This window comes from Microbacterium laevaniformans, from assembly GCF_016907555.1.
In the GTDB taxonomy this organism is placed as follows: domain Bacteria; phylum Actinomycetota; class Actinomycetes; order Actinomycetales; family Microbacteriaceae; genus Microbacterium; species Microbacterium laevaniformans.
The window spans coordinates 1,576,110-1,602,241 of sequence record NZ_JAFBCE010000001.1 but is presented as its reverse complement, the minus strand read 5'-3'; the positions used below and the strand labels follow the sequence as shown (position 1 = coordinate 1,602,241).

Below are 26,132 nucleotides of genomic sequence, written 5' to 3'. Positions count from 1 at the left end.
ATGCCAGGATGCCGGGGTGAGCCCCACCACGTACACGCCTGACGCGCCGCTCGCGTCAGCGCGCGCGTCAATGGCCGTCGTCCAGGCCATCGCCGAACGGGTGCGGGACCGACTTCGTGAGGACGAGTCCGACCCGCTCCGGCATCCTGATCGCGTCCATCAGGTGGCCGTGTCGGAGGTGCGCCGTCACAACGACTACGCCCTCGCTCGGGGTCTCGAGTTCGTCGACGACGAGGCCGCCGCTGTCCGCGACGTGCTCGCCCGGGTGACGGGCTATGGCCCGTTGCAGGCGCTGCTGGACGACCCCGAGGTCGAGGAGATCTGGATCAATGGTCCTGGCGCGGTCTTCGCGGCGCGCGCGGGGCGCAGCGAACGCGTTCTGATGAGCATCAGCGATGAAGCGGTACGCGATCTCGTCGAGAAGATGCTGCACGCCACCGGGCGGCGGGTCGATCTCAGCCAACCGTTCGTGGACGCGTCTCTTCCGGACGGAAGTCGACTTCACGTCGTCATCCCCGACATCACGCGCTCACACCTCGCCGTCAACATCCGCAAGTTCCTGCCCGCGCGGCGGAGCCTGGACGACCTCGTCGGCGCAGGATCGCTGCCCGCGCACGTCGCTGACATGCTGCGCGACGCCATGGTGGAGGGGCGAAACGTCCTGGTGTCCGGAGCCACGCACGCGGGCAAGACGACGATGCTGGCGGCCCTCATCGGCGCCTGCCGACCAGAGCAGAGGATCATCACGGTTGAGGAGACCTTCGAGCTCGCCGTCACCGCCCCCGACGTCGTCGCTCTGCAGGGGCGCCAGCCGAGTCTGGAGGGGACGGGCGCGGTCAGTCTGCGTCGCCTCGTGAAGGAGGCGCTGCGCATGCGCCCCGATCGCCTGATCGTCGGGGAGGTCCGTGACGCGGAGGCGCTCGATCTCCTCCTCGCCCTGCACACCGGCGTTCCCGGCGCGGCGACGATCCATGCCAACAGCGCCGACGATGCGCTATCGCGGCTCGCCACTCTGCCGTTGCTGGCCGGACGGAACATCGACGCCGCCTTCGTCCAGCCTGCAATTGCGACCGGCGTCCACCTTGTCGTGCACTGCCGTCGCGGGCCGAGCGGCGAACGGTTCATCGAGGAAGTGATCGAGACGACCGGACGCATTCATGAGGGCGTCATCGACACCCGCGTGGTCTACCGACGGGGCCGCTCATGACGGTCGTCTGGGGCGCGGCGCTTGCGGCCGGCATCCTCCTCGTCTTGTCGCCCTGGCTGTGGCCGGCGAACGAGCGCCGCGAGGCACCGCGCCGAGACGGACGTGTGTCGCGGATGCTCGATGAGGCCGGCTTCGCACACGCCTCCACCATGCGTCCGGTGTTGATCGCCGTCGTCCTCTGCGCACTGTTCTGCGCCATCAGCTGGCTGGTGACCGGACTCGGCGCGGTGGCGGTGGTCGCGGCGCTGGCCGGGGCGGCAGCGCCGTTCGCCTGGCTCCGCGGGCGTGCGCGGCGGCTTCGGAGGTCGCGCCGCGCGTTGTGGTCCGACGTGTGCGACCTCTTGATCTCCTCCGCCCGTGCGGGTGTGTCGCTTCCGGATGCCGTGGCGGCTCTCGCGACGAGTGGTCCGCCTCCGCTGCGAGCTGCGTTCGAGCGCTTCCACTTCGACATGGCGGCGTCCGGACACTTCGACTCCAGCGCCCTGCGCCTCAAGGCAGCCCTCGCCGATCCGGTGGCCGACCGCATCATCGAGACTCTCCGGATGGCGCGGCAGGTCGGCGGAACCGAGCTGACCGCCGTGCTCCGCGCGCTCTCGGCATCCGTGCGTGCCGACGCCACCCTTCGCGCCGAAGTCGAGGCGAGACAGTCCTGGGTGCGCGGAGCGGCGATCGTCGGGGTCGTGGCGCCGTGGATCGTTCTCGGCCTGCTGGCACTTCGCCCCGAGGGTGCCAGCGCGTACGCGAGCCCTGCCGGCGTCGCGGTGATCCTCGTCGGTGCGGTCGTCTCAGTCGGCGCGTACCGCCTCACCATTCGCATCGGTCGCTTGCCGGAACCGCGGCGGTGGTTCGCGTGAGCATCGTCAGCCTCGCCGCATCCGCCGTCGTCCTCGGTATCGCGCTGGGAGCGGGGCTTGTGCTGGCCATCGGCCGGCTTCCGCGGTGGGCGGCGGTCTCGCTCTCGCGTCGCGTCGCGCCGTATCTGCGCGACATCGCCGATCCGCTCGGCATCACTCCGCTCCCGCCCGCGGCGGTGACGTCGTCGTGGCGGCTTCTGCGGGACCGCCTGGCCTCCTCCTGGGTGGCACTCGGAGGAGGAGGAAGTGTCGCGCGTCGCCTGCGTCAGGCGGGGTGGCGTCAGGAGGTCGTGACCTTTCGTGCCAGGCAGCTCGGATGGGCTGTGGGTGGGCTCGGAGCGGGTGGACTTCTCGTCGTCGCACTGACCCTTCTCGGGCGTGGCGGGCCGACGCTCGCCGTGCTGCCTCCGCTGTTCGCCGCGGCCGGAGTTCTCGGCTGCGACTACCGCCTGACGAGAGCGGCGCGCCAGCGGATCGCGCGCGTCGAGGAGGAGCTTCCGACCGTGCTGGAGTTCCTTTCGCTGTGCCTGGCTGCCGGGGAAGGTTTGCGTGACGCGCTGCGTCGCGTGGGCGAGGTCAGCTCCGGCGTTCTGACCGGTGAGCTCCGCGCGGCCGTGCTGGCGAGCGGCACCGGCTCGAGCCTGCCGGATGCGCTGCTCTCGGTGTCGAGGAACCTCGACGTGCCGGCACTCGCGCGAGCAATCGAGCATCTGGTGGCGGCGATGGACCGTGGAGCGCCCCTCGCGCATGTTCTGCAGGAGCAGGCCGTCGACGCGCGAGAGGACGCCAAGCGGGGGCTGCTGGAGCTGGCCGGGCGCAAGGAGATCTTGATGCTTCTGCCGCTCGTGTTCTTGATTCTGCCCCTGTCGGTTCTCTTCGCGATCTTCCCCGGCATCGTCATGCTGCGCCTCGGTGTCGGCTGACAGGCTGAGCCGCGCCAGTCGTCGTCGCGTAGCGCGATACCTCGCGTCTCGTTCCCGCTGCTGTGGATAACTCCCGCGTGCGAAATCTCATCCGATCAGACTCGACGCATGGACAGTTCACACCGATCCGCACTGCGCGAGTTCGTCGACGATGAGACGGGTGACGTTCCGGGCTGGGTGCTCGTCACATTGATGACGGCCGGACTCGTCGTCGCGATCTGGACTCTCGCCGGCCCCGCGTTGGCTGCGCTGTTCGAGCAGGCGCTGAGCCGCGTCTCCGGTCTCTGATTCCGGGAGCCGGCGTGGAGAGCCTCCGCCACGATCAGCGCGGCTCGAGCACCGTCGAGTTCGTGCTCGTCGGAACGCTTCTGACTCTCTTGACCCTCGGCGTGCTGCAGCTGGCGCTCGCCGTGTACATCCGCAACGTCGTCCACGACGCGGCGGTGGAAGGCGCCTACTTCGGCGCTCTCGCCGACACGGATGCCGACGCTGGCGCCGCGCGCACGGCCCAACTGATCGCGACGGCTGTGGGTGAAGGCATCGGCGCGCGGGTGAGCGCGTCGGACACCGACACGGCGCGCGGACCCGAGGTGGAGGTCCGCGTGGTGGCGACGCTCCCGCTGGTGGGACTGCTCGGAGTGCCCTCCGGGATGGAGGTGAGCGCCCGTGCCCCGCGTGAGACTTTCGACTGACCCACCGCGGGCGATTCGGGGCGCGACGCTCGGAGACGACAGCGGCTCGGCATCCCTGGAGTTCATCACCGTCGGGCTCATCCTGCTCGTGCCCATCGTCTACCTCATCGTCGCGCTCGGCAGCATCCAATCCCAGGCGCTGGGAGCCGAAACAGCTGCACGGCAACTCGCCCGCACGATCGCCTCGTCATCCGACCGAGCGACAGCCGATGCCCGCACTCAGCGGGTCGTCGATGCCATCGTCGCCGAATACGGCATCGACCGCTCGACTCTCGACGTTCAGGTGCAGTGCGCCACGCCCGGGCCGTGCCCCGCGGCCGGCGCGATGCTCTCGGTCACGGTGACGGCAGAGGTGCCGTTGCCGCTCGTCCCGCCGGTGCTCGGTCTCGACCAGGCGGCGCGCGTGCCGGTCACCGCGACCGGGGTGCAGAAGGTCTCCCGCTATTGGGTCGAGCCGTGAGGGCGTTCGTGTCGCGACGTCACGATGACGACGACGGCAGCGTGCTGATCCTGGCACTCGGCTATTTCGTCATCGCGGTCGTGCTGGTGCTCGTCTGTGTCGACGCGACGAGTCTCTACCTCACGCAGAAGCGCCTGGATGCCGCAGCGGACGCGGCGGCACTCGCCGGCGCAGACGGCTTCACTCTCACCGTCGACGCCTCCGGTCCGGCTGCACGGTTGACGGACGCCGGCGTCTACGATCAGGCCGAGGAGCTGCTCGCGGCCACCCAGACGGCCGAGCTGGTCGCGGCATCCACACCCGATGGTGTCTCGGCGCGCGTGACCGTCGCGACGACCTGGCGGCCGCCGGTGCTGACGTTGTTCGTGCCGGAGGGGTGGCCGCTGCAGGCCACCGCGACCAGCCGCACGGCGCTGCGATAAGGGCTACTCCGTCCTTGTCCGCCGAGGCCACGCGCGCCACCCGGATGACAGCCGCCGTAGAACGGGCTTCGCCGCAGCAAGGCGTTCCGCAGGAACGGTGATCGCGTTCGAGAAGCCTCCCGACGAGCCGTTCGGGTATCGCACCTGGTACCACACCGCCGCTTCTCCGTCGCGTCGTTCGACGCTCTCGCGGTAATTGCCGCTGACGACGGCGAAGACGTGCTCCTCCAGCTCGTCGGCCTCGCGCTGCCATGTCGTGTCGCAGGCGTCGCATCCGCACAGCGGATAGGGGAAGTCGTGCAGCAGGCCCGCGTGCAGGAGCAGGCCCGGGAAAGCCGTGAACACGAACGTCAGCCCAGCGCAGTCCGGCTCGCGCGGGCGCACCCTGACGGCCCGCGGCACCTTCCGTAATCGATGACCTGCCCGTCGGCGTCGACGAACACCTGCGGTGCGATCGACGGGCGGGTGTAGGGGCTCATCCCGTCATCCTGCCGCAGCCGTGATCGGCGCGCACTCACCGCGTGCGCGGCACGAACCTCGGCACCCAGCGGATGAACCCGGCCGCCCCCGCGAGGCCGATCACGCCGATGACGCCGGTGGCGACCGAGAGGGAGACCACCGCGGCGACGGCAGAGACGAGCAGGGGAGCGATCGCGCCCCCGGCATCCGTCAGCGTCCGCCACGACCCGAGGAAGGCCGCCGGGTCGTCCTGCGGTGCGACATCGGCGCCGAGCGTGAGCAAGATGCCGCTGGAAAGACCATTGCCCACGCCCAGAACCGCCGCGAACAGGGCGAACCACATCGCCGCCTGCGAGAGGTCGTGCGTGAACGCGAGCGCGAGGAAACCCGACCCCATCAGCACCATCGCGGGAAGCGCGGCCCAGAGGCGGCCGAAGCGGTCCATCACCTGGCCGCTCGCGTAGAAGAGGGCGAAGTCGATCGCGCCGGAGATGCCGACGACGAGCGCGATCGTCTGCGCGTCGAGCCCGATCGACACGCCCCACAGCGGCAGCACAACCTGACGCGCCGATCGCACCGCCGAGAGGGATGCCGCCGCGAGCCCCAACCGCGACAGCACGCCGCGGAAGCGCCACATCGTGCGGAAGACGCCCACGCGTTCGGGCACGGGGATCGACCCGGTGACAGGTTCACCGGTGTCTTCAGCGAGCCTCGAGTCGCCGGACGAGCGCGTGACGCGGGGGACCGGTACGGCATCCTCCGGGTCGGCGCCGAACACGAGCAGTGCGATCGTGGCGAGCAGGCACGCGCCGAAGAACCAGACCGTCGAGTGCTCATCGCCGAAGATCGCAATGAGGGCGGCGGCGAGGAAGGGCCCGACGAACATGCCGAGGCGGAACGTGCCGCCCAGCAGCGACAGCGCCCGCGCCCGGTAGGCGACCGGCACGCGCGTCGTCATGAACGAATGCCGTGCCAGACCGAACGCGGCCGCGCAGAATCCGATGAGGAACACCGCGGCCGCCAGCACCGGCAGGCTCGGTGCGAACAGCATCCCGGCGACGCCGCCGAGTGCGAGCACCCCGCCGACGATCATCGTCATCCGCTCGCCGATGCGGCTCACGGCCCAGCCCGCCGGGATGTTGCCGCAGAGCTGCCCGACGACGAGGGCCGAGGCCACGAGTGCTGCGGTCGGAACGTCGGCGCCCAGCTGCGCCGCGATCACCGGGAAGAGCGGAACGACGGCCCCCTCGCCGAGGGCGAAGAGCACGGTCGGACCGTAGATCATGGGGGCCAGGCGCCAGAGCATCGGTCCCACGCCCGGCGCGGACGCGGGATCTGGCATGCGGGAGCTCACCCGATCCACGTTAGTCTGGAGTGTCATGCTTGATTTCGATCCTTCCGCCGACATCCAGGCCCTGCGTTCCACCTTCTCCGACATCCAGGCGGTGGTCGACGTCGAGGGACTGCGTGCGGAGATCGCGCGCCTGTCCGACGAAGCCGGTGCCCCCGACCTCTGGGACGACGTCGAGAAGGCGCAGAAGGTCACGAGCGCACTCAGCCATCGTCAGGCCGACCTCAAGCGCGTCACCGACGTCGAGCAGCGCCTCGACGACCTCGATGTGCTCGTCGAGCTGGCGCACGAGATGGACGACGAAGACACCGCGGCCGAGGCGCGCCGCGAGATCGCCGCGCTGCAGGACGTCATCGGCCAGCTCGAGGTGCAGACGCTGCTGGACGGCGAGTACGACGACCGCCCCGCGGTCGTCACGATCCGTTCCGGCGCCGGCGGCGACGACGCCACCGACTTCGCCGAGATGCTCCTGCGCATGTACCTGCGTTGGGCGGAACGGCACAAGTATTCCGTCAAGGTCATGGACACCTCCTACGCGGAGGGAGCGGGCATCAAGTCCGCCACGTTCGAGGTGGACGCGCCCTACGCGTACGGCACCCTGTCGGTCGAGGCCGGCACGCATCGACTGGCGCGCATCAGCCCGTTCGGCGGCGCGGACAAGCGCCAGACGTCGTTCGCCGCGGTCGAGGTCATCCCCGCGCTCGAAGAGGCCGTCGAGGTCGAGGTGCCCGAAAGCGACATCCGCGTCGACGTGTTCCGCTCGTCGGGCCCGGGCGGTCAGTCGGTCAACACGACCGACTCCGCGGTGCGCATCACCCACCTGCCGACAGGCCTCGTCGTCTCGATGCAGAACGAGAAGAGCCAGATCCAGAACCGCGCTGCGGCCATGCGCGTGCTCCAGACGCGTCTGCTGCTGCTCAAGCGCGAAGAGGAGGCCGCGAAGAAGAAGGAGCTCGCCGGTACCATCACGGCCAGCTGGGGCGACCAGATGCGTTCCTACTTCCTCTACGGCCAGCAGCTCGTCAAGGATCTCCGCACCGGCTACGAGGTCGGCAACCCCGCCGTCGTCTTCGACGGCGACCTCGACGGCCTCATCGCCGCCGGCATCCGCTGGCGCAAGCGCAAGGACGACGACGACTGATCAGTCGCGGCCCAGCCATGTCGTGACCGCGTCGCGGAACGCGGCGGGCTGCTCCACCCAGGGGTAGTGGCCGCACGCGGCGAGCCAGACGAGTTCGGCCCCGATCGCTGCGGCATAGTCGGCCACGGGCTGCACCCCGGTGAGCAGGTCGGCGTCGCCGGCGATGACCGTCATCGTTGGAAGAGGCGCCGAGCGGATGCGCTCGGCCGCCTCGGCTGGAATGTCGTGGAACCACGCGGATGCCGCCGCGAGAGACACCCGCCCGACACGGGCATGGTCGCGCTCACGCTCCGTCCATTTCGCGTAGTTGGCCGGCGCCTGTCGCTGGAACTGCTCGTCGACGTCGGCGTCGGTGGTCGCGGTGTCCTCGCCCAGCGCGACGAGCGCGGAAACCACCTCGGGCTCGGTGCGGGCGGCGCCGATGGCCGCGGCGTCGGATGGCGATCCGCACAGCCAGGTCGCCGGCGGTGTGATCAGCGCCAGGGACGCGACGCGGCCCGGGTGGCGCGTCGCGGTCGCCAGCGCGAGCCGCGTGCCGGCCGAATGAGCGAGCACGGAGACCGAGGGAACGTGAAGCGCGTCGAGCGGAGCGACGACGTCGTCGGCATCCGTCCACCATCCGCGTGACAGGCCGCCGGTTCGGCTCGTGCCGCGTGGGTGCAGCACGATGACGTGCGCGCTCTCGCCGATGCCGACGATCGAGCATGCGCACCCGGCCACGCTGTCGGGAGTGCAGTCGACACGCGGCGAGTGTCGCACCCGGCATCCGCAGGGGGGCGACGTAGGCTCATCGAGTCATGATCCGGTTCGAGCACGTCACCAAGAAATACCGAGGGACCAGCAAGCCGGCGCTGAGCGACGTCGACTTCGAGGTGCAGCGCGGGGAGTTCGTCTTCCTCGTGGGCGCGTCCGGCTCGGGAAAGTCCTCCTGTCTGCGCCTGATCCTGCGGGAGGACGGCCCGAGCGAGGGCCGCGTCGTCGTGCTCGGTCGCGACCTCAAGAGCCTCTCGACACGCAAGGTTCCGTACTTCCGTCGGCACATCGGGTCGGTCTTCCAGGACTTCCGTCTGCTGCCCAACAAGACGGTGTTCCAGAACGTCGCCTTCACGCTGCAGGTCATCGGCGCATCCCGCGCGTTCATCCAGCAGGCCGTGCCCGAAGCGCTCGCTCTCGTCGGCTTGGACGGAAAGCAGAAGCGCCTGCCGCACGAGCTGTCGGGTGGCGAGCAGCAGCGCGTCGCGATCGCGCGGGCGATCGTCAACCGGCCGCAGATCCTGCTCGCCGACGAGCCCACCGGAAACCTCGACCCGGCGACCTCCATCGACATCATGCAGCTGCTCGCCCGCATCAACGCCGGTGGCACGACGGTGGTCATGGCCACCCACGAGGCCGGCTTCGTCGATCAGATGAAGCGCCGCGTCATCGAGCTGCGCGGCGGTGTGATGGTGCGCGACGACCGCCACGGCGGCTACGGCGACACGTCATCGCTGCCCTCGCTGCAACCGCAGACGGAACGCGGCGCGGCAGCAACGGCCGCCCTGACCGCGGTGCTCGAACTGCAGCGCGAGATCGCGGAAGCTCCCGTCGAGCCCGTCCCCGCGCCTCCGACGGCGCCGGATGCCGCGGCGACCCCGCCCCTCACACGCCCGGCCGCTCCCGCGCCTGCAGCCACGACGCCTGCCGACCGGGCGGCGGACGCGTCGCCGCGACCGGCCATGCAGCGTCCCGCGCCTCTTCCGGCGAGCGGGGAGCCGGTGCCGCTCACGCGTCCGATCACCATCGCCGCCCCCGAGGTCGACCTCGGCGAGCTGGGCGTGGGTGACATCGACCTCGGCAAACTCGGGGTCGCCGACCGCCGCGGCCGCGAAGCCGACGAGAACGACGAAGTGGGACCGACCTCATGAGGATGCAGCTGATTCTCGGCGAGGCGCTCACGGGACTGCGCCGCAACGCGTCGATGGTGATCTCCGTCGTGCTCGTGACGTTCGTGTCGCTGACGTTCGTCGGTGCCGCGATGCTGATGCAGATGCAGATCGGCAAGATGCGCGACTACTGGTCCGAGCGTGCGCAGGTCTCGGTGATCATGTGCCGCGAGGATTCCACGGCCACGACGTGTGCCGACGGCGCCGCGACGCAGGAGCAGATCGATCAGGTCTCGCAACGACTGTCGAGCTCCGCGCTGAGCGGGGTTGTGCGCGACGTGCGGTTCGAGTCCTCCGACGAGGCCTACCAGAACCTGCTGAAGCTCTACGGCGACGAGTACAAGGACTATGTGACCCCTGCGCAGCTGGGCAACACCTACTTCGTCGGCCTGATCGACCCCGAGAAGGCGGACGTCATCACCGAGGCGTTCAACGGGATGGCCGGGGTGGAAGAGGTGAAGAACCAGCTGCAGTATCTCGAGCCTCTGTTCTCCGCCCTGACGATAGCGACGTACATCGCCGTGGGCATCGCCGTGCTCATGCTCATCGCGGCTGTCCTGCTCATCGCGACCACCATCCGGCTGTCGGCCTACGCGCGAAGACGGGAGGTCGGCATCATGCGACTTGTCGGTGCCTCCAACCGGTTCATCCAGACGCCGTTCATCCTGGAGGGCGTTTTCGCCGCGTTCATCGGCTCGCTCATGGCGGGCGCCGCGATCGTCGTGGGCGTGCACTTCGGTGTCGGCCAGTACCTCAAGGGTCGCGTGAGCTTCATCACCGACTGGATCGACATGGGGGATGCCGCGATCGTCATCCCCGTCATCGTGGTCATCGGCCTGGTGCTCGCCGCGCTGTCGGCGAGCTTCGCGATCCGCCGGTGGCTGCGGGCGTGAGATAGACTGACGGGCTGCCGTGTCCGCGGCATCCCGTCGTCCATCGGCGGAACAACGCCATCCACCACAGAGGATCAACCATGCCCAGGGAACGCGGGGAGAAGGTCGTCGCGACCAACCGTCGCGCGCACCACGACTACACCATCGAGAAGACGTACGAAGCGGGCCTCGTGCTCACGGGTACCGAGGTGAAGTCGCTGCGTCAGGGCCGGGCCAACCTGTCGGACGGATACGCCTACATCGACGGGGGCCAGGCCTACCTCGATGCCGTGCACATCCCGGAGTACTCGCAGGGGCACTGGACCAATCACGCCTCCAAGCGCACCCGCAAACTGCTGCTGCACAAGGAGGAGATCGTCAAGCTGTCGCACGCCGTCAGCGCCGGCGGGTACACGTTGGTTCCGTTGAAGCTCTACTTCTCCGACGGGCGTGCGAAGGTCGAGATCGCGATCGCCAAGGGCAAGCGCGAGTACGAGAAGCGGCAGACGATCCGCGAGCGCGAAGACAAGCGCGAGGCCGAGCGGGCGATGCGCAGCCGCAACCTCCGCGGCGAGTAGAGCCCACGATCCCCGCAGCCGACAGCGTGACCGGACGCGGAGGAGGTGTCGTTCTGTGGAGTCGAAGGGATGCCGTGCGCCGCAGGCGGCGCGAACTGACGAGACCTAGCTGTACTTCCCCGTGACGTTGTGAACGCGGGCTGAGGGGGTCTGGCCTCCGATCCCGGTGTGGGGTCTGTGGTGATTGTAGTGATGCAGCCAGGTCTCGTAGGCCGCGGCTCGCTCTGCTTCGCTGGCGTAGGGCTTGGCGTAGGCCCATTCGGCGGCGAGGGTGCGGTTGAAGCGTTCGACCTTCCCGTTGGTCTGCGGCCGATACGGCTTTGTCCACTTGTGCTTCACACCGTCGCCGAGCGCGTCCGCGAACGCGTGTGACCGGTAGCACGCGCCGTTGTCTGTCATCACGGCGGTGACCGTGACTCCGAGGCTCGCGAAGAACGCGTTCGCGCGGGTCCAGAACCCTGCCGCGGTCTCCTTGCGTTCGTCGTCGAGGATCTCCGAGTACGCGACTCTCGAGTTGTCGTCGACGGCGTGGTGCAGATACCGGTAGCCGCGGGAGCCGGCCGCTCCTGACCGTGCGGCCTTGTCACGGACGGATCCCGCGGCACGGTCCTGCGCCGATCCGCGGCCGAAGACGCGCCAGCCGCCGCCATCAGGGATCCGGCCCTGCTTCTTGATGTCGACGTGGATCAGCTGGCCCGGTCTTGCGACCTCGTACCGCTTCGGCGTCGGCTTGCGGACTGGCAGCCCGGTGGCCTGATCGATGTTCACGAGCTTCGGCATCCCATACCTGGCCAGCACCCGGCCGACCGTCGAGCGGGCAAGGCCCAGGTGATACGCGATCCGGTGCGGACCCCACCGGCGGGGTGAACCGCAACGACACGATCCTCCGCTCCGTCTTCCGCGGGAGCCGGTTCGGCGAGGTCTGCGGCCTGAAGCTGCGGTCCGTCAACGGCAGCCCGGCCCGATACCGGTCGACCCACCGTTTCGCCGTCGCGGGCGAGCACTGGAACCGTTCCGCTGCCCGCCGCAACGACCAGCCCCGATCCACGACGAGGACAGCAAGACGACGACGCCCTTCCGGCGTCAAAGGCGCGTTAGCGTGAGACACGAAGACCTCCGTGGTCAGGATGCGAGTGTGGTAACCCACATCCTGCCCGGAGGTCTTCGCCTACCTCACCCGTTCACAACCTCCCGAGGAAGTACACCTAGCGTGCGATGAAGCGGGCCTCGACTCCCGCCGACACGACGATCTCGTCGGGCCGGAACTCGACGGCGGCGGTCCGATCGAACTCGGCCATGCCGGCGACCTTCGCCATCACCCGCGGCGCGGGACCGGGGGAGGATGCCGCGCTCAGCAGCCCCAGGTCGGCGATCTCGACCGGGACGACCTCTCGCCGTCCGATCGCCGCGGCATAGGCGGAGGCCCGCTCGACCGCGACGGCGACGGCGTCCGTGGCGACGTCGCGCGCGACACCCGCGCGCGTCTCGGGCGTGAGCTGCCACTCGACCGCTCCCACCTGCAGCCCGTCGGTTCCGGCGATCGCATTGAGCCAGTCCGACAGGGCGACCGTGTCGGTGAAGGTCGCGGTCAGCTCCACCGACGCGTGGTGGACGAGGTCGAGCTGGCGGCCCTCGGTGTTCCACGGCCGGTCGGCCCAGACCGACATGCGCTGACTCGCCCAGTCCGCGATCGTGCCCGCCGTTGCGAGCGTGGCGAGGTGGGTGCGGACCGGCTCCGAGAGGCCGGCGACCCGCGAGACGACGGCGGCGCGCTCGGGTCCGTCGGCGGATGCCGTCACGTGCGCGACGGCGCGCTCGGGCAGCACTCGGGCGTGGCTCTCGCCGCGGACGGTGATCGTGACCTCGCTCATGGGGTAAACTGTAACGCTCGGGTGCCGACGGCAACCGAGAGACAACTCCACAGCGTGACAGTGGCTCATTCGCCGCACGGCACGTCGCCGTGACGCACACGGGGCTGATCGGTTTCGACAGCGTCTGTGAATCTGCGAGAAGCGGGCCGAGGATGCAGGGTTATCTCGTTAACGATCTCTGCGAACCTATAAGTGCCGAATCCAAGCGCACTGACTTCGCCCTCGCTGCCTAAGCGAGCCCGATAGTCCGTCAGACCGTGTGTGACCCCGCCACGGACCCTGGCGTCATCTAGGGGTCTTGCCGCGTGACGGCGCCTGGACGTCACGCGGGACTCTTCCCAGGCTGGGCTCGTCGACTTAGGTGTCTGTGACAAAGGTCGGAGCCGAGCAGAACGTCTTCACAGACTGCGCCCGGAGAAGACGCAGTATCCCAGCGTTGGACGGGGGTTCGATTCCCCCCAGCTCCACGACGCCACTGTCACCGGCGAAGGCCCCGGCATCCGATCGATGGATGCCGGGGCCTTCGTCGTCTGCGGGTGTCAGCCCGCCGTGCGCTTCGTGCGACGGCGCGCGAGCAGGATGCCTCCGGCCAGCACCAGTGCCGCGCCGATGCTGCCGACGAGCAGCGCAGTAAGCGCGGCGCGTTGACCACCTGGCTGCCCAGCCCGGTGAACGATCCGAGTTCGCGGCCGTTGACGAGGCCGGGGACGTCGGTGATGGCGTGGTCCTTCGCCGTCAGCGGGGCTGACTGGCGGCGTCGGCGGCGCTGGCGCAGGTGGCGCCGAAGCCGATGGAGCAGACGACGGCGGCGGCGACGAGGGTGGTCGCGCCGAGTCGGTCGATGAATCCGCGTCGGGTGCGGTGCGAGATCACGATTTTCCTTACAGTCGAGAGGGAGATGTCGCCCGCCTTCGCCCGCACCGATCAGGTAGGAGGGGGAAGGGGCGGCGATCACCCAGACTGCGGGCCGTGCGCGGGGCGCGCGGCAAATGGGGCGTGAATCGCGACTGACGTCGGCTGATGGGTCTCGTGAGCGTCGGTTGTGGACGCGCTGAGAAGGGTGGTCCCGAGGAGCGGTCGGCGCGTCAGCCGGCGGTGACCGGCATGAGCAGCAAGTTCTGCTTCGTGTCCGATACAGCGACCCAGCCGTCGCCGAACTGGTACGTCATGCCGTATCCCTTGTCATCCACGGTGATCACGCGCGACGGGTCCTGCGTGATGTAGAAGCCCGAATCGGCCGGCTCACGGCGCCAGCCCTCCTTCTCGAGCTGTGCGGCCACCGTCTCGGCGTCGGCGGTGCTGACGGGTGCCCAGCCGAACTCGATGAGGTTGCCCGATGCGACCGAGTAATTCGCCCAGGTGCAGATCAGTCCGCCGTCGATCGGTGCGCTCGGCGGCTGGGTTTCGAACGTGAAGGGCGTCTGCTTGGCTGTCCATCCCTTGCTCTTGAACTCGGCGAGGGTGTCGGAGACGATCATGCTGTCGCAGGTCACGGCGCCGCCCGTCGTCGGCGAGGTGTCCGGCGTCGGTCCGGGCAGCGCCTCGGTCGGCGTGGGTGATACGGCGTTGCCGGTGGGGGCCGGGCCGGCCGAGGGCGCGGCTGACGTGCAACCGCTCAGCAGAAGAGCCGTTGCGAGGGCGACGGTGGACAGCGCGAGGGGTGCGAAGCGTGCACGTGTCATCGGCGGGGGTCCGATCAGGAGATGGCGGGCGAAGCGCGGAGGAGGGAGAGGAAGTCGTGATGAAGACGTCCGTTGGTCGCGAGCGACGAGCGCGACGACAGCGAGTCGGCTCCGTCGATGTCGGTGAACCTTCCACCGGCTTCGTGGACGATCGGCACGAGGGCGGCGATGTCGTACTCCTTGACGCCGAACTCCGCCACGAACTCGAGTCGCCCCTCAGCGAGGAGCATGTACGGCCAGGTGTCGCCATAGCCGCGGTCGCGCCAGACTGCGCGGCTGAGGCGCAGCAGATCGTCGGCGCGGCCGACCTCGTCCCACTGCGCGATGGACTGGAAGCTCACGCTCGCTTCGGCGACGGCGTCGACACCCGAGACGCCCAGGCGGCGCGTGCCGCCGTTGGCAGTGTTGGTCCAGGCGCCCTGGCCGGATGCCGCCCACCAGCGTCGCCCGAGGGCCGGCTGGCTGGCCACCCCGACGCGGGGCACGCCGTCGATGGCGAGGGCGATGAGGGTCGTCCACATCGGAATGCCCTTGAGGTAGTTGGCCGTGCCGTCGATCGGGTCGATGATCCACTGCCGGGCCGCGTCGCCCGAGGTACCGTACTCCTCACCCAGGATGCCGTCGCCGGCCCGCTCGGTCGACAGCAGCTCGCGGAGCACACGCTCGGTGGCGAGATCGGCTTCCGTGACGTGGGAGGCGTCGGCCTTCACCTGGACGTCGAGATCGGCGGCATCGAAGCGCGCCATCGTCACGGCATCCGCCGCATCGGCAAGACGCAACGCGAGCCGGAGATCCTCGGTCAGGTCGCCGTCGAAGGGCGTGCTCCAGGCGGACGCGGTGGCGGGGGAGGTCACACCCTCAAGGATAAGGGGCGCGCGTCGTCTCGATTCGCGGTGTGACGTTCGGGATGGTAACGTTGTCCCTCGGTTCGCCAGTGATCTTCTCGAGAGATTCAGCGGCCGACGGAACGCACCTCTAGCTCAATCGGCAGAGCAACTGACTCTTAATCAGTGGGTTCTGGGTTCGAGTCCCAGGGGGTGCACCACAGCAAGGCCCGGCCCGCGAGTGATCGCGGACCGGGCCTTCGTCGTCGCTGACGCCCCTGCCCGCGCGCAGAACGGGAGGAGAAATCACCTCCGGAGGATGAACGCGCCGTTGCGCTCCTCCCGGGGTGAAATCTCCTCCCGAACTGCCCTCAAGCTCCGGCGAGGACGGCCTATGCCGCGTCGCCCACGAGCACCGCGGCTGCCTCTTCCGCGGCATCCGCATCGTGCGCGTCGATGCGCGCGAGCGCCCGACGGCCGATCAGGATCGTCGCCGCCGAGATCAGCACCGAGATGCCGGCGAACACGAACGGCACCGAAGCGTTGAACGCGTGCCACAGCGCAGCGGCGATCGGGGGAGCGGCAGCCCCGCCGAGGAAGCGGACAGCGGAGTACGCCGACGAGGCCACCGATCGTGGCAGGTCGGTCGCCTCCATCACCGACTCGGTGAGGATCGTGTTCATGAGACCCAGGAGCAGTCCGCCGACGATGATGCAGACGACCAGCCCCGCAGCCGAGGCCACGACGACCGCGGCTACGAACAGGTCGATCGCCAGCAACGGCAGCACGATGAGCATCGCCGTACTGCGCGACAGTCGACGCAGCAGGATCGGTGCGATCCACACGCTCGTGATCGCGAGGGCCACGCCCCAGCCGAAGAAGGTCAGACCGATCCCCATCGCGCCGAAGCCGAGCGGAAACGGCGAGAAAGCCAACAGGACGAAGAAGCCGATGTTGTAGAAGAGGGCCGCGATCGCGAGCACCGCCAACGCGGGCTGGCGAAGCGCCTGGAAGGGGGCGGACAGCCTCACGGGCGTCCGCTTCTCCTCGCCGCCGCGCAGCAGCACGAGCACCGCGAGGAAGGCGATCGCCATCAGCGCGACGACACCGAAGAACGGCCCGCGCCAGCTGAGCTCGCCCAGGATGCCGCCCAGCAGCGGCCCGATCGCGATCCCCAATCCGAGGGCCGCCTCGTAGAGGATGATCGCCGCCGCGCTGCCACCCGAGGCCGCCCCAACGATCGTCGCGAGTGCGGTCGAGATGAACAGGGCGTTGCCCAGGCCCCACCCGGCGCGGAAGCCGATCACGGCATCGACGCTTCCCGACACGGCGCACAGCAGGGCGAACACGACGATGAGGCCGAGGCCGATCAGCAGCGTCGCCTTCGTGCCGATGCGGGAAGAGATCCAGCTCGTCACGAGCATCGCAAGACCCGTGACGACGAGGTAGCTCGTGAAGAGCAGCTCGGTCTCCACGGGAGTGGCGCGCAGCGACTCGGCGATGGCGGGAAGGATAGGGTCGACCAGACCGATGCCCATGAAGGCGATGACGCACGCGAAGGCGACGGCCCAGACCTGAGCGGGCTGGCGCCAGATGGTGACCTTGTGGGACGTGTGGGTGTTGTTCATCGAGCCACCTCCGCCACGCGTGTACGCGCGTTGACGATGTCCGCGGCGCGGCGGATGGTGTGCCATTCGTCCTCGTCCAGGTCGGCGAAGCGCGGTGCGAGGGCTGAGCTCAGCACTTCCAGCCACTCGTCGAGGGCGGTCATGCCGGCCTCTGTGGCCGAGACGAGCGTTGCGCGGGAGTCGTCGGGGTCGCTCGTTCGCTCCAAGAGCCCGGCATCCGCCATCTGTGCGACCAGCCGCGTCATCGCGGGTTGAGTGACCCGCGAGAGCGTCGCCAGGTCGCCGATGCGCAGCGGTCCGTTGTCGCGGAGGAGCACGAGCGTGCGCCACTGGGCGGAGGGGGCGTCGGTGCGGGTGTCCAGGGCCGCCACCCGTGTGAGGGCATGCGCGCCGATGAGCAGTCGCAGGATGTCGTCGGAGTGTTGCATACCGCAAGCATATACCCGAGGTATGCAAAGAGGTTGTCGGATCGTGACCGTGCGTCGGTGCGCGCTGTTTGACACGGGGCGTCCGCCTGAACATGATTGCAGTACCTGAATCGGTTCTCAGGTCTTCCTTCCAACGGTGAAAGGCACGCACATGCGGGTTACGAAGAAGTTGCTCCACGTGAGTTTTGTGGCCGTCGTCGCGACGACGGCTCTCGCCCTGTCGGCCTGCGCGCCGCAGGACGCGACGACGGGTGGAGCGGCGACCGCCGGCGGCGGACCCGCGGAGGTCACGGTCGGCGTCGTCACGAGCGAGACAGGTCCGCTCGCCGGCTACGGCAAGCAGTATCTCGACGGCTTCAAAGCCGGTCTCGACTACGCCACGGACGGTTCCAACGAGGTGGACGGCACCAAGATCACCGTCGACTACCGCGACGATGCGGGCGACCCCGACACGGCCGTCGGCGTCGCAAAGGAGCTCATCGGTCAGGGGGTGAACATCCTGGCGGGCAGCGCCTCCTCGGGTGTCGCCGCTGCCGTCGCCGAGCAGGCGGGGCAGAACAAGGTCCTCTTCATCTCGGGCCCCGCCGCCGCCGACGCTCTGACGGGTGTGAATGCGTACACGTTCCGCAGCGGTCGTCAGTCCGCGCAGGATGTCGCGACCGCGGGCACCTTCCTCGGCGACCTCACGGGCAAGACCGTGACGGTCTTCGCCCAGAACAACGCCTTCGGCAAGGGCAACGAGGCCGCCGTCACCGCCATCCTCGGTGCGAAGGGCGCGACGGTGGACAGTGTGCTCGTCGCCGAAGACGTCACCGAGTTCACGCCGTTCGCCCAGCAGGTGCTCGCCGCGAAGCCCGACCTCGTCTTCGTCGCCTGGGCCGGTGCCACGTCCGGCGCGATGTGGCAGTCGATGAGCCAGCAGGGCGTGCTGGACGCCGTTCCCGTCGTCACCGGTCTCGGCGACTCGGCGACGTTCGGTGCCTATGGTGCGGCATCCGAGAAGATCAAGTTCCTGAACTACTACTTCCCGGGAGCTCCCGACAACGACGTGAACACCAAGATGGTCGCGGCCGTCACCAAGGCCGGCGGAACGCCCGACCTGTTCACCCCTGACGGCTTCAACGCGGCACTCATGATCGTCCACGCCGTCAAGGAAGGAAAGGGCGACGTCGAGGCGATGGTCAAGAGCCTCGAGGGCTACGCGTTCCAGGGCCCGAAGGGTGCGCTCACCGTGCGCGCCGGAGACCACGCCCTCATCCAGGACATGTATCAGGTCAAGCTCGTCGCCAACGGTGGCAGCTTCACACCCGCGCTCGTCGACACCGTTCCCGCCGATCAGGTCGCCCCGGCGAAGAAGTAGATCGCGACACGGCATCCCGAAACGAGGCGCATCCGCATGAGCACCCCCGTCCCGTCCGCGCTGCTGATCGAAGGCCTCGGCCTGCAGATCGGTGGAGCGACCATCCTGAAAGACGTCGACCTCGACGTCGCGCCCGGCAGCATCGTCGGCGTGATCGGGCCGAACGGCGCAGGAAAGACCACGCTGTTCAACGTGATCTCGGGCGTCGCGCGGCCGACCGCAGGTCGCATCGTGATGGACGGTGTCGACATCACTCGCGCGTCCATCGCACAGCGTGCGCGGGCGGGACTGGGGCGCACGTTTCAGACCTCCAGCCTGTTCCCGCGCCTCAGCGTGCTGGAGAACGTGCGCCTGGCGGCCCAGGTCGGCCGCGGTGGCAACTTCTCATTGCTGCGCTTTCCTCGCAGAACGGATGCCGCGACGGAGCTCGCTTTCGATCAGCTCGTGAAGGTCGGGCTCACCCACAAGCTCGACACGGCGGCCGGCGACATCTCCCACGGCGACAAGCGCAAGCTGGAGATCGCCGTGCTGCTCGCCACCGAGGCGAAGATCGTGCTGCTCGACGAGCCGATGGCGGGGGTCGCCTCCGGCGACGTCGCGGGACTCGTGGACACGATCCGCGAGATGCAAAACGCGACCGGGTGCACGGTGTTGATGGTCGAGCACCACATCGACGTGCTCATGGGCTTCGTCCAGAAGGTCGCCGTCATGTACTCCGGGTCGATCATCGCGTTCGACTCACCCGCACGGATCATGGAGAACCCCGTGGTGCAGAGCGCCTACCTCGGCCGCGGCCTGGAGCCGGCGGGGGAGTCGGCCGCATGAGCGCACCGATCCTCACGGTCACGCACCTGTCGGCATCCATCGCGGGTCAGCAGGTCGTCGAGGACGTCTCCTTCGAGGTCCCGGCGGCGGGGATCACCGCCGTGCTCGGCCGCAACGGGGTCGGCAAGACGTCGACCATGCGCGCCGTCCTGGGGCTCATCTCGCGCAAGGGGAAGGTCCTGCTCGCGGGCGAGCGCATCGACGGGTTGCCCACCCACCGCATCGTCCAGCGCGGCGTGGGCTACGTCCCGGAGGACCGCGAGGTGTTCGCCGGCCTGACCGTCGCCGAGAACCTCGCCCTCGCCGAGCGTGACAGCAAGCCGCGCCGGGAGTTCGTCGCCGAGCTCTTCCCCGACCTGATGGCGCGGCGGTCGCAGCTCGCCGGAACGCTCTCCGGTGGACAGCAGCAGATGGTGTCGGTCGCGCGAGCGCTGCTCAACGACAACCGCATCCTGTTGGTCGACGAGCCCACGAAGGGACTCGCCCCGAAGATCGTCGACGACGTCGCGCGAGCCCTGCAGGAGGCTGCCAAGATCGTGCCCATCCTGCTCGTAGAACAGAATCTCGACGTCGTGCGCGCTCTCGCCGACGACGCCATCGTCATCGCCGGTGGGCGCGTCGTCCACACGGGGAAGGCGCGCGACATCCTCGACGACGACGCCCTGACCACGCGCCTGCTCGGCGTCAGCGCGGAGGTGCACTCTTGAGCAGCATCGTCCTCATCCTCCTCACCGGTGTCGGGCTCGGCGCGCTGTACTTCCTCGTCGCGTCGGGGCTGAGCCTCATCTACGGCCTGATGCACGTGCTCAACTTCGCGCACGGCGCCTTCCTCACCCTCAGCGCCTTCATCGGATGGCAGGTGGCGCAGGCTCTGGGCACGGCCTCGTGGGGCTCGTTCGTCGTCTCGATCCTCGTCGGTGCCGCCGTCGGCGCGGTGTTCGCGACGCTCACCGAACTGGTGCTCATCCGCCCGCTCTACGAGCGTCATATCGAGCAAGTTCTCGTGACGGTCGGACTCTCCTTCGCCGCGGTCGCGCTGTTCGAGGGCATCTGGGGGACGGATGCCGTGAACATCGCCGGTCCTGCGTGGTTGAAGGAGACCACCGAGATCCTCGGGGCGCGCATCCCGAACACGTACTGGGTTCTGATGCTGGCCGCAGCCCTCGTGCTCGTCGCCCTCGTGCTGTTCCTGAAGAAGACGCGATACGGGATGATCATCCGGGCCGGCGTCGAGAACCGCGCGATGGTGACCGCCCTCGGCATCGACGTGCGCCGCAGCTTCACCCTCGTGTTCGCGATCGGGGGCGCGGCCGCCGGCATCGGCGGAGTCCTCGCCATGCACTACACGACGTTCGTGTCGGCACATCTGGGCGCGACGCTGCTCATCTTCGCGTTCATCGTGACCGTCATCGGCGGCCTCGGCTCGCTCACGGGCGCCGCGATCGCGTCGGTGCTCGTCGCGGTGCTGCAACAGTTCGCGAACGTCTACCTGAGCGGCACGGGCGACTTCATCGTGGTGGTGCTGCTGGCCGTCGTGCTCCTCGTGCGACCCACCGGACTCATGGGGAGGAAAGCATGACCGTCACCACCGGGGTTCCCACCCTCGTGCCGGGCCGCACCGGGGCCTTCATTCCCTTCGTCGTCGGTGCCGTCCTCGTCGTCGTCATGGCCGTGTTGCCACTGCTGAACATCTCGATCCCCGGCATCCTGCAGGGAGCGACGTACACACCGGGCTCGCTCGCTCTGCTTTCGCTCTGCATGGTCTTCGCCGCGCTCGCCCTCTCGTACAACCTGCTGCTGGGCACCTCCGGGATGCTGTCCTTCGGCCACGCCTTGTACTTCGGTGTCGGCGCGTACGGACTCGGGCTCGCGCTGAAGTTCTTCGGGGTGCCGCTGTGGCCCGGTGCTCTCATCGCTCTCGTCGGTGGGCTCGTCATCGCCGCATTCACGGGCGCCATTTCGATGCGCGTTTCCGGCATCCCCTTCGCGATGGTGACACTGGCATTCGCGCAGGCCGGGTCGGTGCTGGTGCGTCGCAATCAGGACATCACCGGTGGTGAGGAGGGACTGCGGCTGCCCGTCGACCAGGTGCCCTCCTGGCTCGTGGGCGTGTCGAACACCCGCAACCTGTATTGGGTGACGCTCTGCGTGCTGGTGGTCGTCTACCTCGTCGTGCTCTGGGTGGACCGCTCGCGGCTCGGACATCTCGCACAGGCGGTGCGTGAGAACGAGCTGCGCGTGCAGGTGCTCGGACTGCGCCCCTACACCGCGAAGCTGCTCGTCTTCATCCTCGCCGCCCTCTGCGCCTCGCTCGCCGGCATCGCGTACATGCTGCTGCAGTCGGGAACGCAGCCCAGCACCGTCGGCGCCGATCTCACGATCACCGTGCTCGTGATGGTGGTTCTCGGCGGCGTCGGGTTCCGGTGGGGTGCCATCGTGGGCGGTGTGCTGTACACGATCCTCGACCAGCGGCTCACGGTGCTGGCGCGCGCGGAGTGGATCCGCGACCTTCCCGACGTGCTGCGCATCCCGTTGTCGGAGCCGCTGTTCCTGCTGGGCGTACTGTTCATCCTCGTGGTGATGTTCCTGCCTGGCGGCATCGCCGGCACGATCGATGCGGCGGTGCGTCGTCGTCGAGGTGAGCGCACACGCTCGCAGCTGCGCCAGATCGACGACGCGGACGAGACCGTCGCGGAGCCCGCGGGGGTGCGCGCATGAGCGTCCGAACGAGGTGGAGATCGTGAACGGCGACCTCGACGGCGCGCACACGATCGGCCGCTGGCTCACCGATCGCGCCGGCGGCACACCCGACCGCACCGCCATCGACGACCGCGGTGTGCGCATCGGCTACGGCGACCTCGAAGCCCGGGCCCGCGAGCTCGCGGCATCCCTCCGGCGCGCGGGCTACGGCCCGGGCGACCGGCTCGCGACGATCACCGGCAACTCGATCGACCACGTCGTGGTGTTCTTCGCGTGTGCGAAGGCCGGCATCGCGATGGTGCCGCTGTCGTGGCGGCTGTCGTCACGCGAACTGAGCGAGGCGCTCGTGCACGCGGCCCCCGCGCTCGTGGCGATCGAGGACGAGTACCTCGGGGTGGCCGACGACGCGCTCGCGCGGCTGGAGGCACCCCCGCCCACGACCCTGCTCGGAACGACCGGTATCGAGGCCGCGGTTCCGCGACGCGGAGACGGGAGGGATACCGCGCCCGCCCGGGCCGTCCGCGACGACGATCCGCTTCTCGTCATCTACACCTCCGGCAGCGAGGCCGCGCCCAAGGGCGTCGTCCTCACCCACGCGAACTGCTTCTGGAACAACCTCGCGCTGGCCGGTGTCGCCCAGCTGACCGCCGAGGACATCGTGCTCGCGGTGCTGCCGCAGTTCCATGTCGCCGCGTGGAACTGTCAGCCGCTGCTGGCATGGTGGGCCGGCGCGACGGTCGTCCTCGAACGCTCCTTCCAGCCTCGGCGGGTGCTGCAGCTGCTCTCCGAGCGGGCTGTGACGGCGATGATGGGGGTGCCCACCCAGTACCGGCTGCTGATCGACGACCCCGGCTTCGCCGCGCTCGCGCGCGGACGGCTGCGCCAGGCGCTCGTCGGCGGGGCGACGATCCCACCGGCACTCGCGGCGCGGTGGGCCGATGCCGGTGTGCCGCTCACCCAGGGTTACGGCCTGACCGAGGCCGCTCCCAACGTGCTGTGCCTGCCGGCATCCGAGAGCCGCGCGCACCCCGGCGCCGTGGGACGGCCCTACCTGCACGTGGACGTGCGGGTGGTCGATCCCGACTCCGGTTTGGAGCTCGGCGGTGAGGCGACCGGCGAGCTGTGGGTGCGCGGTCCGAGCGTCTTCGCCGGGTACCTCCACGATGCGGAGGCGACGGCGCGGGCGATGGCCGGGCCGTGGCTTTGCACCGGCGACATCGTGCACCGTGACCGCGACGGCGTGTTCCGCATCGTCGACCGGCGCAAGGACATCTTCATCTCCGGCGGTGAGAACGTCGCGCCCGCGGAGGTCGAGCGCGCACTTCTGCTGCACCCCGCGATCGCGGATGCCGCGGTCGTCGGCGTGCCGGACGATGTGTGGGGCGAGCGCGGCGTCGCGTTCGTCGTGCGCGCGGAGGGGGCCGCTCTCGGCGCCGACGAGGTGCTGACCCACGCGCGTGCGGAACTCGCGGGTTTCAAAGTCCCCGTGCGCGTCGCCTTCGTGGACGAGCTTCCACGGTCCACGATCGAGAAGTTGGCCCGTTCTCGACTGCGCGCACGGGCCGCCGACCTGGTGAGAGGAAGTGCTCGTGAGCACAGTTGAGCAGTTCGAGCCCGAAGCGGCTTTCTCCGCGGCCGGCAAACCACTGACCAAGCGCGGAGAGGCGACCCGCCGCAAACTCCTCGAAGCCGCTGAGGACGTCTTCGCGCGGCTTGGCTACCACGAGGCCTCGATCGTCAAGATCACCGAGAGCGCCGGCATCGGCCTCGGCACCTTCTACCTCTACTTCGACAGCAAGCAGCAGATCTTCGAGGAGCTCGTCGTCGATCTCAACCGGCGTGTGCGACACGCGATGGCCGAGGCCATGGCGGGTACCGACAACCGCATCGACGCCGAACGCGCGGGCTTCGAGGGGTTCTTCCGCTTCACGGCCGCGCACCCGGCCCTGTACCGCGTGGTGCGTGAGGCGGAGTTCGTCTCGCCCGAGATGCTGCGGCTGCACTACACCCGCATCGTCGAAGGCTACGAGGCCGGTCTGCGCGCCGCCCAGGCATCCGGCGACGTCGACGCCGGTCTCGACCCGGAGGTGACCGCCTGGGCCCTCATGGGCGCCGGTGAGCTGATCGGCATGCGCTTCCTGCTGTGGGAGCGCGACGATGAGGGGCAGCCCCCGGCGGCGATCCCCGACGCGGTCATCGACGGCATGATGCGCTTCATCCGCAACGCGCTCGCGGCACGCGGCGAGAGGGGACAGGACCATGACTGAGCAGGATCTCGCCGGGCGTCGCGCCGTCGTGACCGGTGGCGCGAGCGGCATCGGCCTCGCGTGCGCCGAGGAGTTCGCCGCGCGCGGCGCGCACCTGGTCATCGCCGACTTCAACGGCGACGCCGCACACGAGGTGGCGCAGCGCCTCGGCGGTGAGGCGTGGGTCGTAGACCTCTCCGCGACGGAGGCGCTGGACGACCTGTCGCTGGATGCCGACATCCTCGTCAACAACGCGGGCGTGCAGACCGTCGCGCCGATCACGGAGTTCTCGCCGGAGCGGTTCCGTTTCATGCAGCGGCTCATGGTCGAATCGCCCTTCCTTCTCATCCGGGCCGTGCTGCCCGGGATGTACGAGCGCGGTTGGGGCCGCATCATCAACATCTCCAGTGCGCATGGTCTGCGCGCAAGCGCGTACAAGTCGGCCTACGTGACGGCCAAACACGCCCTGGAGGGGCTGTCGAAGGTGACGGCGCTGGAGGGCGGGCCGCACGGGGTGACCAGCAACTGCATCAACCCCGCGTATGTGCGCACGCCTCTGGTCGAGAAGCAGATCGCCGACCAGGCGAGCGTCCACGGTATCGCCGAGGACGAGGTCGTCGAGAAGATCATGCTCACCGAGTCGGTCATCAAGCGCCTGATCGAGCCGACGGAGGTCGCCTCGCTCGCCGGATGGCTCGCGAGCGATCACGCCGGGATGGTCACCGGCGCCAGCTACACGATGGACGGCGGGTGGACGGCGCGATGAGCACCCGCGTGGTGCGTGCGGTCGATGTCGCCGTCCCCGGCGGTTCGCTGCGGGTCGGTGTGTGGGAGGCCGACCCCGGCGCCCCGACGATCCTCGCCGTCCACGGGGTCACCTCGTCGCACCTCGCGTGGGAGATGCTCGCCGAGGCGTTGCCGCACGTGAGGATCATCGCGCCGGATCTGCGCGGCCGCGGTCGCAGCAACGGCGTGCAGGGAGCGGCGGGCATGGCGGCCCACGCCGACGATCTGGCCGCTGTCTGCGCGGCGCTGCACGCCGTGCCCGACCTCGTGGTGGCGCACTCCATGGGCGCGTTCGTGTCGGTCGTGTTCGCGCACCGGCATCCGGACTTGGTTGCGCGTCTGCTCCTCGTCGACGGAGGACTGCCGCTGGCGGCTCCGGCCGACCTGACGCCGGACGAGCTCGTCGCGGCGATCCTCGGGCCGACGGCTGCGCGGCTCTCGCGCCGCTTCGCCGGCGTGGACGACTATCTGGCGTTCTGGCGCGCGCACCCCGCGTTCGCGGACGACTGGTCGCCGGCGCTCGAGCATTACCTCGCGTACGACCTCGAACGCGAGCCCGACGGCTCGTACCGACCGGCGACGAGCTATGCCACGACGGTCGAGGACACCGTCGACATGAACACGCGTGACACGGTGCGCGACGCGCTCGACGCGCTCACGACGCCGACCACCCTCGTCACTGTGCCGCGGGGACTGCAGGACGAGATCCCCGGGCTGTATCCGCCGGTCCACCTCGCCGCCCAGCTGGCGGCCTATCCGTCGGTCGCGCATGTTGCCTGGCCGGAGTTCAACCACTACACGGTGGTGCTCTCCCACGCCGGTGCCGACCGCTTGGCCGCGCTGGTGGAGGAGCAGCTCGCCGCCTCCGTCCCGCACGCGCCGTAGCTCCGCCGCGTCCCGC

At 69.3% G+C, this 26,132-nt stretch carries 30 protein-coding genes, 1 tRNA gene, 1 other RNA gene and 1 pseudogene; 22 read left to right on the top strand and 11 right to left on the bottom strand.

Annotated elements, in window-relative coordinates; genetic code table 11:
- The first annotated feature begins 16 nt into the window (after positions 1 to 16).
- From JOE53_RS07575 to JOE53_RS07545, 7 genes are all read left to right on the top strand, one after another.
- Complete coding sequence (locus tag JOE53_RS07575; protein WP_204947314.1) at positions 17 to 1,207, top strand: CpaF family protein; 1,191 nt, start codon at positions 17 to 19, stop codon at positions 1,205 to 1,207.
- A complete protein-coding gene (locus JOE53_RS07570) occupies positions 1,204 to 2,061 on the top strand; it encodes a type II secretion system F family protein (protein ID WP_204947313.1) in 858 nt (285 codons plus the stop codon). The genes JOE53_RS07575 and JOE53_RS07570 overlap by 4 nt, the downstream gene beginning before the upstream one ends.
- Positions 2,058 to 2,984, top strand: a complete 927-nt coding sequence (locus JOE53_RS07565; RefSeq protein WP_204947312.1) for a type II secretion system F family protein — start codon at positions 2,058 to 2,060, stop codon at positions 2,982 to 2,984. Before JOE53_RS07570 ends, JOE53_RS07565 begins: the two co-directional genes overlap by 4 nt.
- Positions 2,985 to 3,092: 108 nt before the next feature.
- On the top strand, positions 3,093 to 3,272 hold the full coding sequence (locus JOE53_RS07560; RefSeq protein ID WP_005055077.1) for a hypothetical protein: 180 nt from the start codon (positions 3,093 to 3,095) through the stop codon (positions 3,270 to 3,272).
- Between the two features lie 14 nt (positions 3,273 to 3,286).
- Positions 3,287 to 3,676 (top strand): TadE/TadG family type IV pilus assembly protein, encoded by a 390-nt coding sequence (locus JOE53_RS07555; RefSeq protein WP_204947311.1) that lies wholly within the window; start codon positions 3,287 to 3,289, stop codon positions 3,674 to 3,676.
- Positions 3,660 to 4,136 carry a TadE family protein gene (locus JOE53_RS07550; RefSeq protein WP_309297565.1) on the top strand — a complete coding sequence of 159 codons (477 nt, stop codon included), beginning with the start codon at positions 3,660 to 3,662 and terminating at the stop codon, positions 4,134 to 4,136. The genes JOE53_RS07555 and JOE53_RS07550 overlap by 17 nt, the downstream gene beginning before the upstream one ends.
- Positions 4,133 to 4,558 carry a pilus assembly protein TadG-related protein gene (locus tag JOE53_RS07545; protein WP_204947309.1) on the top strand — a complete coding sequence of 142 codons (426 nt, stop codon included), beginning with the start codon at positions 4,133 to 4,135 and terminating at the stop codon, positions 4,556 to 4,558. Before JOE53_RS07550 ends, JOE53_RS07545 begins: the two co-directional genes overlap by 4 nt.
- Before the next feature lie 3 nt (positions 4,559 to 4,561).
- Here the strand turns inward: JOE53_RS07545 and JOE53_RS07540 are convergent, their stop codons facing one another.
- The 3 genes from JOE53_RS07540 to JOE53_RS07535 are packed head-to-tail and all read right to left on the bottom strand — an operon-like array spanning position 4,562 to position 6,323.
- Positions 4,562 to 4,942 (bottom strand): DUF6226 family protein, encoded by a 381-nt coding sequence (locus JOE53_RS07540; RefSeq protein ID WP_271171016.1) that lies wholly within the window; start codon positions 4,940 to 4,942, stop codon positions 4,562 to 4,564.
- A complete protein-coding gene (locus JOE53_RS14975; RefSeq protein WP_267911558.1) occupies positions 4,909 to 5,037 on the bottom strand; it encodes a hypothetical protein in 129 nt (42 codons plus the stop codon). Before JOE53_RS14975 ends, JOE53_RS07540 begins: the two co-directional genes overlap by 34 nt.
- Positions 5,038 to 5,072: 35 nt before the next feature.
- Positions 5,073 to 6,323: an MFS transporter gene (locus JOE53_RS07535; RefSeq protein WP_081768019.1), complete on the bottom strand. Its 1,251-nt coding sequence runs from the start codon at positions 6,321 to 6,323 to the stop codon at positions 5,073 to 5,075.
- 73 nt (positions 6,324 to 6,396) lie between these two features.
- Here JOE53_RS07535 and prfB point away from each other — a divergent pair, with 73 nt between their 5' ends.
- Positions 6,397 to 7,509: a peptide chain release factor 2 gene (gene prfB, locus JOE53_RS07530; protein WP_036288717.1), complete on the top strand. Its 1,113-nt coding sequence runs from the start codon at positions 6,397 to 6,399 to the stop codon at positions 7,507 to 7,509.
- On the opposite strand, the gene JOE53_RS07525 is transcribed toward prfB, so the two are convergent.
- The gene (locus JOE53_RS07525) at positions 7,510 to 8,268 is read right to left on the bottom strand and encodes an alpha/beta fold hydrolase (protein ID WP_325168491.1); all 759 of its coding nucleotides are present in this window, start codon (positions 8,266 to 8,268) and stop codon (positions 7,510 to 7,512) included. It lies immediately after the preceding gene.
- A gap of 38 nt (positions 8,269 to 8,306) precedes the next feature.
- Here JOE53_RS07525 and ftsE point away from each other — a divergent pair, with 38 nt between their 5' ends.
- The 3 genes from ftsE (at position 8,307) to smpB (ending at position 10,881) form a co-directional block, all read left to right on the top strand.
- Positions 8,307 to 9,413, top strand: a complete 1,107-nt coding sequence (ftsE, locus tag JOE53_RS07520; protein ID WP_036288714.1) for a cell division ATP-binding protein FtsE — start codon at positions 8,307 to 8,309, stop codon at positions 9,411 to 9,413.
- On the top strand, positions 9,410 to 10,324 hold the full coding sequence (gene ftsX, locus JOE53_RS07515) for a permease-like cell division protein FtsX (protein ID WP_036288711.1): 915 nt from the start codon (positions 9,410 to 9,412) through the stop codon (positions 10,322 to 10,324). The genes ftsE and ftsX overlap by 4 nt, the downstream gene beginning before the upstream one ends.
- Before the next feature lie 80 nt (positions 10,325 to 10,404).
- Positions 10,405 to 10,881: an SsrA-binding protein SmpB gene (gene smpB / locus JOE53_RS07510; protein ID WP_036288708.1), complete on the top strand. Its 477-nt coding sequence runs from the start codon at positions 10,405 to 10,407 to the stop codon at positions 10,879 to 10,881.
- A gap of 105 nt (positions 10,882 to 10,986) precedes the next feature.
- Here smpB and JOE53_RS07505 read toward each other — a convergent pair.
- Positions 10,987 to 11,989, bottom strand: a pseudogene (locus tag JOE53_RS07505) (IS481 family transposase).
- 97 nt (positions 11,990 to 12,086) lie between these two features.
- The gene (locus tag JOE53_RS07500) at positions 12,087 to 12,752 is read right to left on the bottom strand and encodes an SIMPL domain-containing protein (protein WP_204947308.1); all 666 of its coding nucleotides are present in this window, start codon (positions 12,750 to 12,752) and stop codon (positions 12,087 to 12,089) included.
- A gap of 100 nt (positions 12,753 to 12,852) precedes the next feature.
- Here JOE53_RS07500 and ssrA point away from each other — a divergent pair.
- Positions 12,853 to 13,222, top strand: a transfer-messenger RNA (tmRNA) gene (gene ssrA / locus JOE53_RS07495).
- A 265-nt stretch (positions 13,223 to 13,487) separates the two neighbouring features.
- On the opposite strand, the gene JOE53_RS07490 is transcribed toward ssrA, so the two are convergent.
- The 3 genes from JOE53_RS07490 to JOE53_RS07480 form a co-directional block, all read right to left on the bottom strand.
- Positions 13,488 to 13,625, bottom strand: a complete 138-nt coding sequence (locus JOE53_RS07490) for a hypothetical protein (protein ID WP_204947307.1) — start codon at positions 13,623 to 13,625, stop codon at positions 13,488 to 13,490.
- Positions 13,626 to 13,837: 212 nt separating this feature from the next.
- Positions 13,838 to 14,434 (bottom strand): hypothetical protein, encoded by a 597-nt coding sequence (locus tag JOE53_RS07485; protein WP_036289820.1) that lies wholly within the window; start codon positions 14,432 to 14,434, stop codon positions 13,838 to 13,840.
- Positions 14,435 to 14,448: 14 nt separating this feature from the next.
- A complete protein-coding gene (locus JOE53_RS07480) occupies positions 14,449 to 15,288 on the bottom strand; it encodes an inositol monophosphatase family protein (protein ID WP_204947306.1) in 840 nt (279 codons plus the stop codon).
- 115 nt (positions 15,289 to 15,403) lie between these two features.
- On the opposite strand from JOE53_RS07480, the gene JOE53_RS07475 reads away from it, so the two are divergent.
- Positions 15,404 to 15,479 (top strand) — tRNA-Lys (locus JOE53_RS07475).
- A gap of 171 nt (positions 15,480 to 15,650) precedes the next feature.
- On the opposite strand, the gene JOE53_RS07470 is transcribed toward JOE53_RS07475, so the two are convergent.
- Complete coding sequence (locus tag JOE53_RS07470) at positions 15,651 to 16,886, bottom strand: MFS transporter (protein WP_204947305.1); 1,236 nt, start codon at positions 16,884 to 16,886, stop codon at positions 15,651 to 15,653.
- Positions 16,883 to 17,314 (bottom strand): MarR family winged helix-turn-helix transcriptional regulator, encoded by a 432-nt coding sequence (locus JOE53_RS07465; protein ID WP_204947304.1) that lies wholly within the window; start codon positions 17,312 to 17,314, stop codon positions 16,883 to 16,885. The genes JOE53_RS07470 and JOE53_RS07465 overlap by 4 nt, the downstream gene beginning before the upstream one ends.
- Positions 17,315 to 17,465: 151 nt before the next feature.
- Between JOE53_RS07465 and JOE53_RS07460 the strand changes: the two genes are divergently transcribed.
- Genes JOE53_RS07460 through JOE53_RS07420 form a run of 9 tightly spaced genes read left to right on the top strand, consistent with a single transcriptional unit; the run spans position 17,466 to position 26,116 of the window.
- Entirely contained in the window at positions 17,466 to 18,674 is a 1,209-nt protein-coding gene (locus JOE53_RS07460; protein WP_204947303.1) for a substrate-binding domain-containing protein, read from the top strand.
- Positions 18,675 to 18,710: 36 nt separating this feature from the next.
- A complete protein-coding gene (locus JOE53_RS07455) occupies positions 18,711 to 19,499 on the top strand; it encodes an ABC transporter ATP-binding protein (RefSeq protein ID WP_204947302.1) in 789 nt (262 codons plus the stop codon).
- The gene (locus JOE53_RS07450) at positions 19,496 to 20,206 is read left to right on the top strand and encodes an ABC transporter ATP-binding protein (RefSeq protein ID WP_204947301.1); all 711 of its coding nucleotides are present in this window, start codon (positions 19,496 to 19,498) and stop codon (positions 20,204 to 20,206) included. The genes JOE53_RS07455 and JOE53_RS07450 overlap by 4 nt, the downstream gene beginning before the upstream one ends.
- Positions 20,203 to 21,078, top strand: coding sequence for a branched-chain amino acid ABC transporter permease (locus JOE53_RS07445; RefSeq protein ID WP_204947300.1), 876 nt, complete (start codon positions 20,203 to 20,205; stop codon positions 21,076 to 21,078). The genes JOE53_RS07450 and JOE53_RS07445 overlap by 4 nt, the downstream gene beginning before the upstream one ends.
- Positions 21,075 to 22,217, top strand: a complete 1,143-nt coding sequence (locus tag JOE53_RS07440) for a branched-chain amino acid ABC transporter permease (RefSeq protein ID WP_204947299.1) — start codon at positions 21,075 to 21,077, stop codon at positions 22,215 to 22,217. The genes JOE53_RS07445 and JOE53_RS07440 overlap by 4 nt, the downstream gene beginning before the upstream one ends.
- 22 nt (positions 22,218 to 22,239) lie before the next feature.
- The gene (locus JOE53_RS07435) at positions 22,240 to 23,802 is read left to right on the top strand and encodes a class I adenylate-forming enzyme family protein (RefSeq protein WP_204947298.1); all 1,563 of its coding nucleotides are present in this window, start codon (positions 22,240 to 22,242) and stop codon (positions 23,800 to 23,802) included.
- Positions 23,789 to 24,466, top strand: a complete 678-nt coding sequence (locus JOE53_RS07430; RefSeq protein ID WP_005050076.1) for a TetR/AcrR family transcriptional regulator — start codon at positions 23,789 to 23,791, stop codon at positions 24,464 to 24,466. Before JOE53_RS07435 ends, JOE53_RS07430 begins: the two co-directional genes overlap by 14 nt.
- Positions 24,459 to 25,211 carry a 3-hydroxybutyrate dehydrogenase gene (locus JOE53_RS07425; RefSeq protein ID WP_204947297.1) on the top strand — a complete coding sequence of 251 codons (753 nt, stop codon included), beginning with the start codon at positions 24,459 to 24,461 and terminating at the stop codon, positions 25,209 to 25,211. The genes JOE53_RS07430 and JOE53_RS07425 overlap by 8 nt, the downstream gene beginning before the upstream one ends.
- Positions 25,208 to 26,116: an alpha/beta fold hydrolase gene (locus JOE53_RS07420; RefSeq protein WP_204947296.1), complete on the top strand. Its 909-nt coding sequence runs from the start codon at positions 25,208 to 25,210 to the stop codon at positions 26,114 to 26,116. The genes JOE53_RS07425 and JOE53_RS07420 overlap by 4 nt, the downstream gene beginning before the upstream one ends.
- Positions 26,117 to 26,132 lie beyond the last annotated feature (16 nt).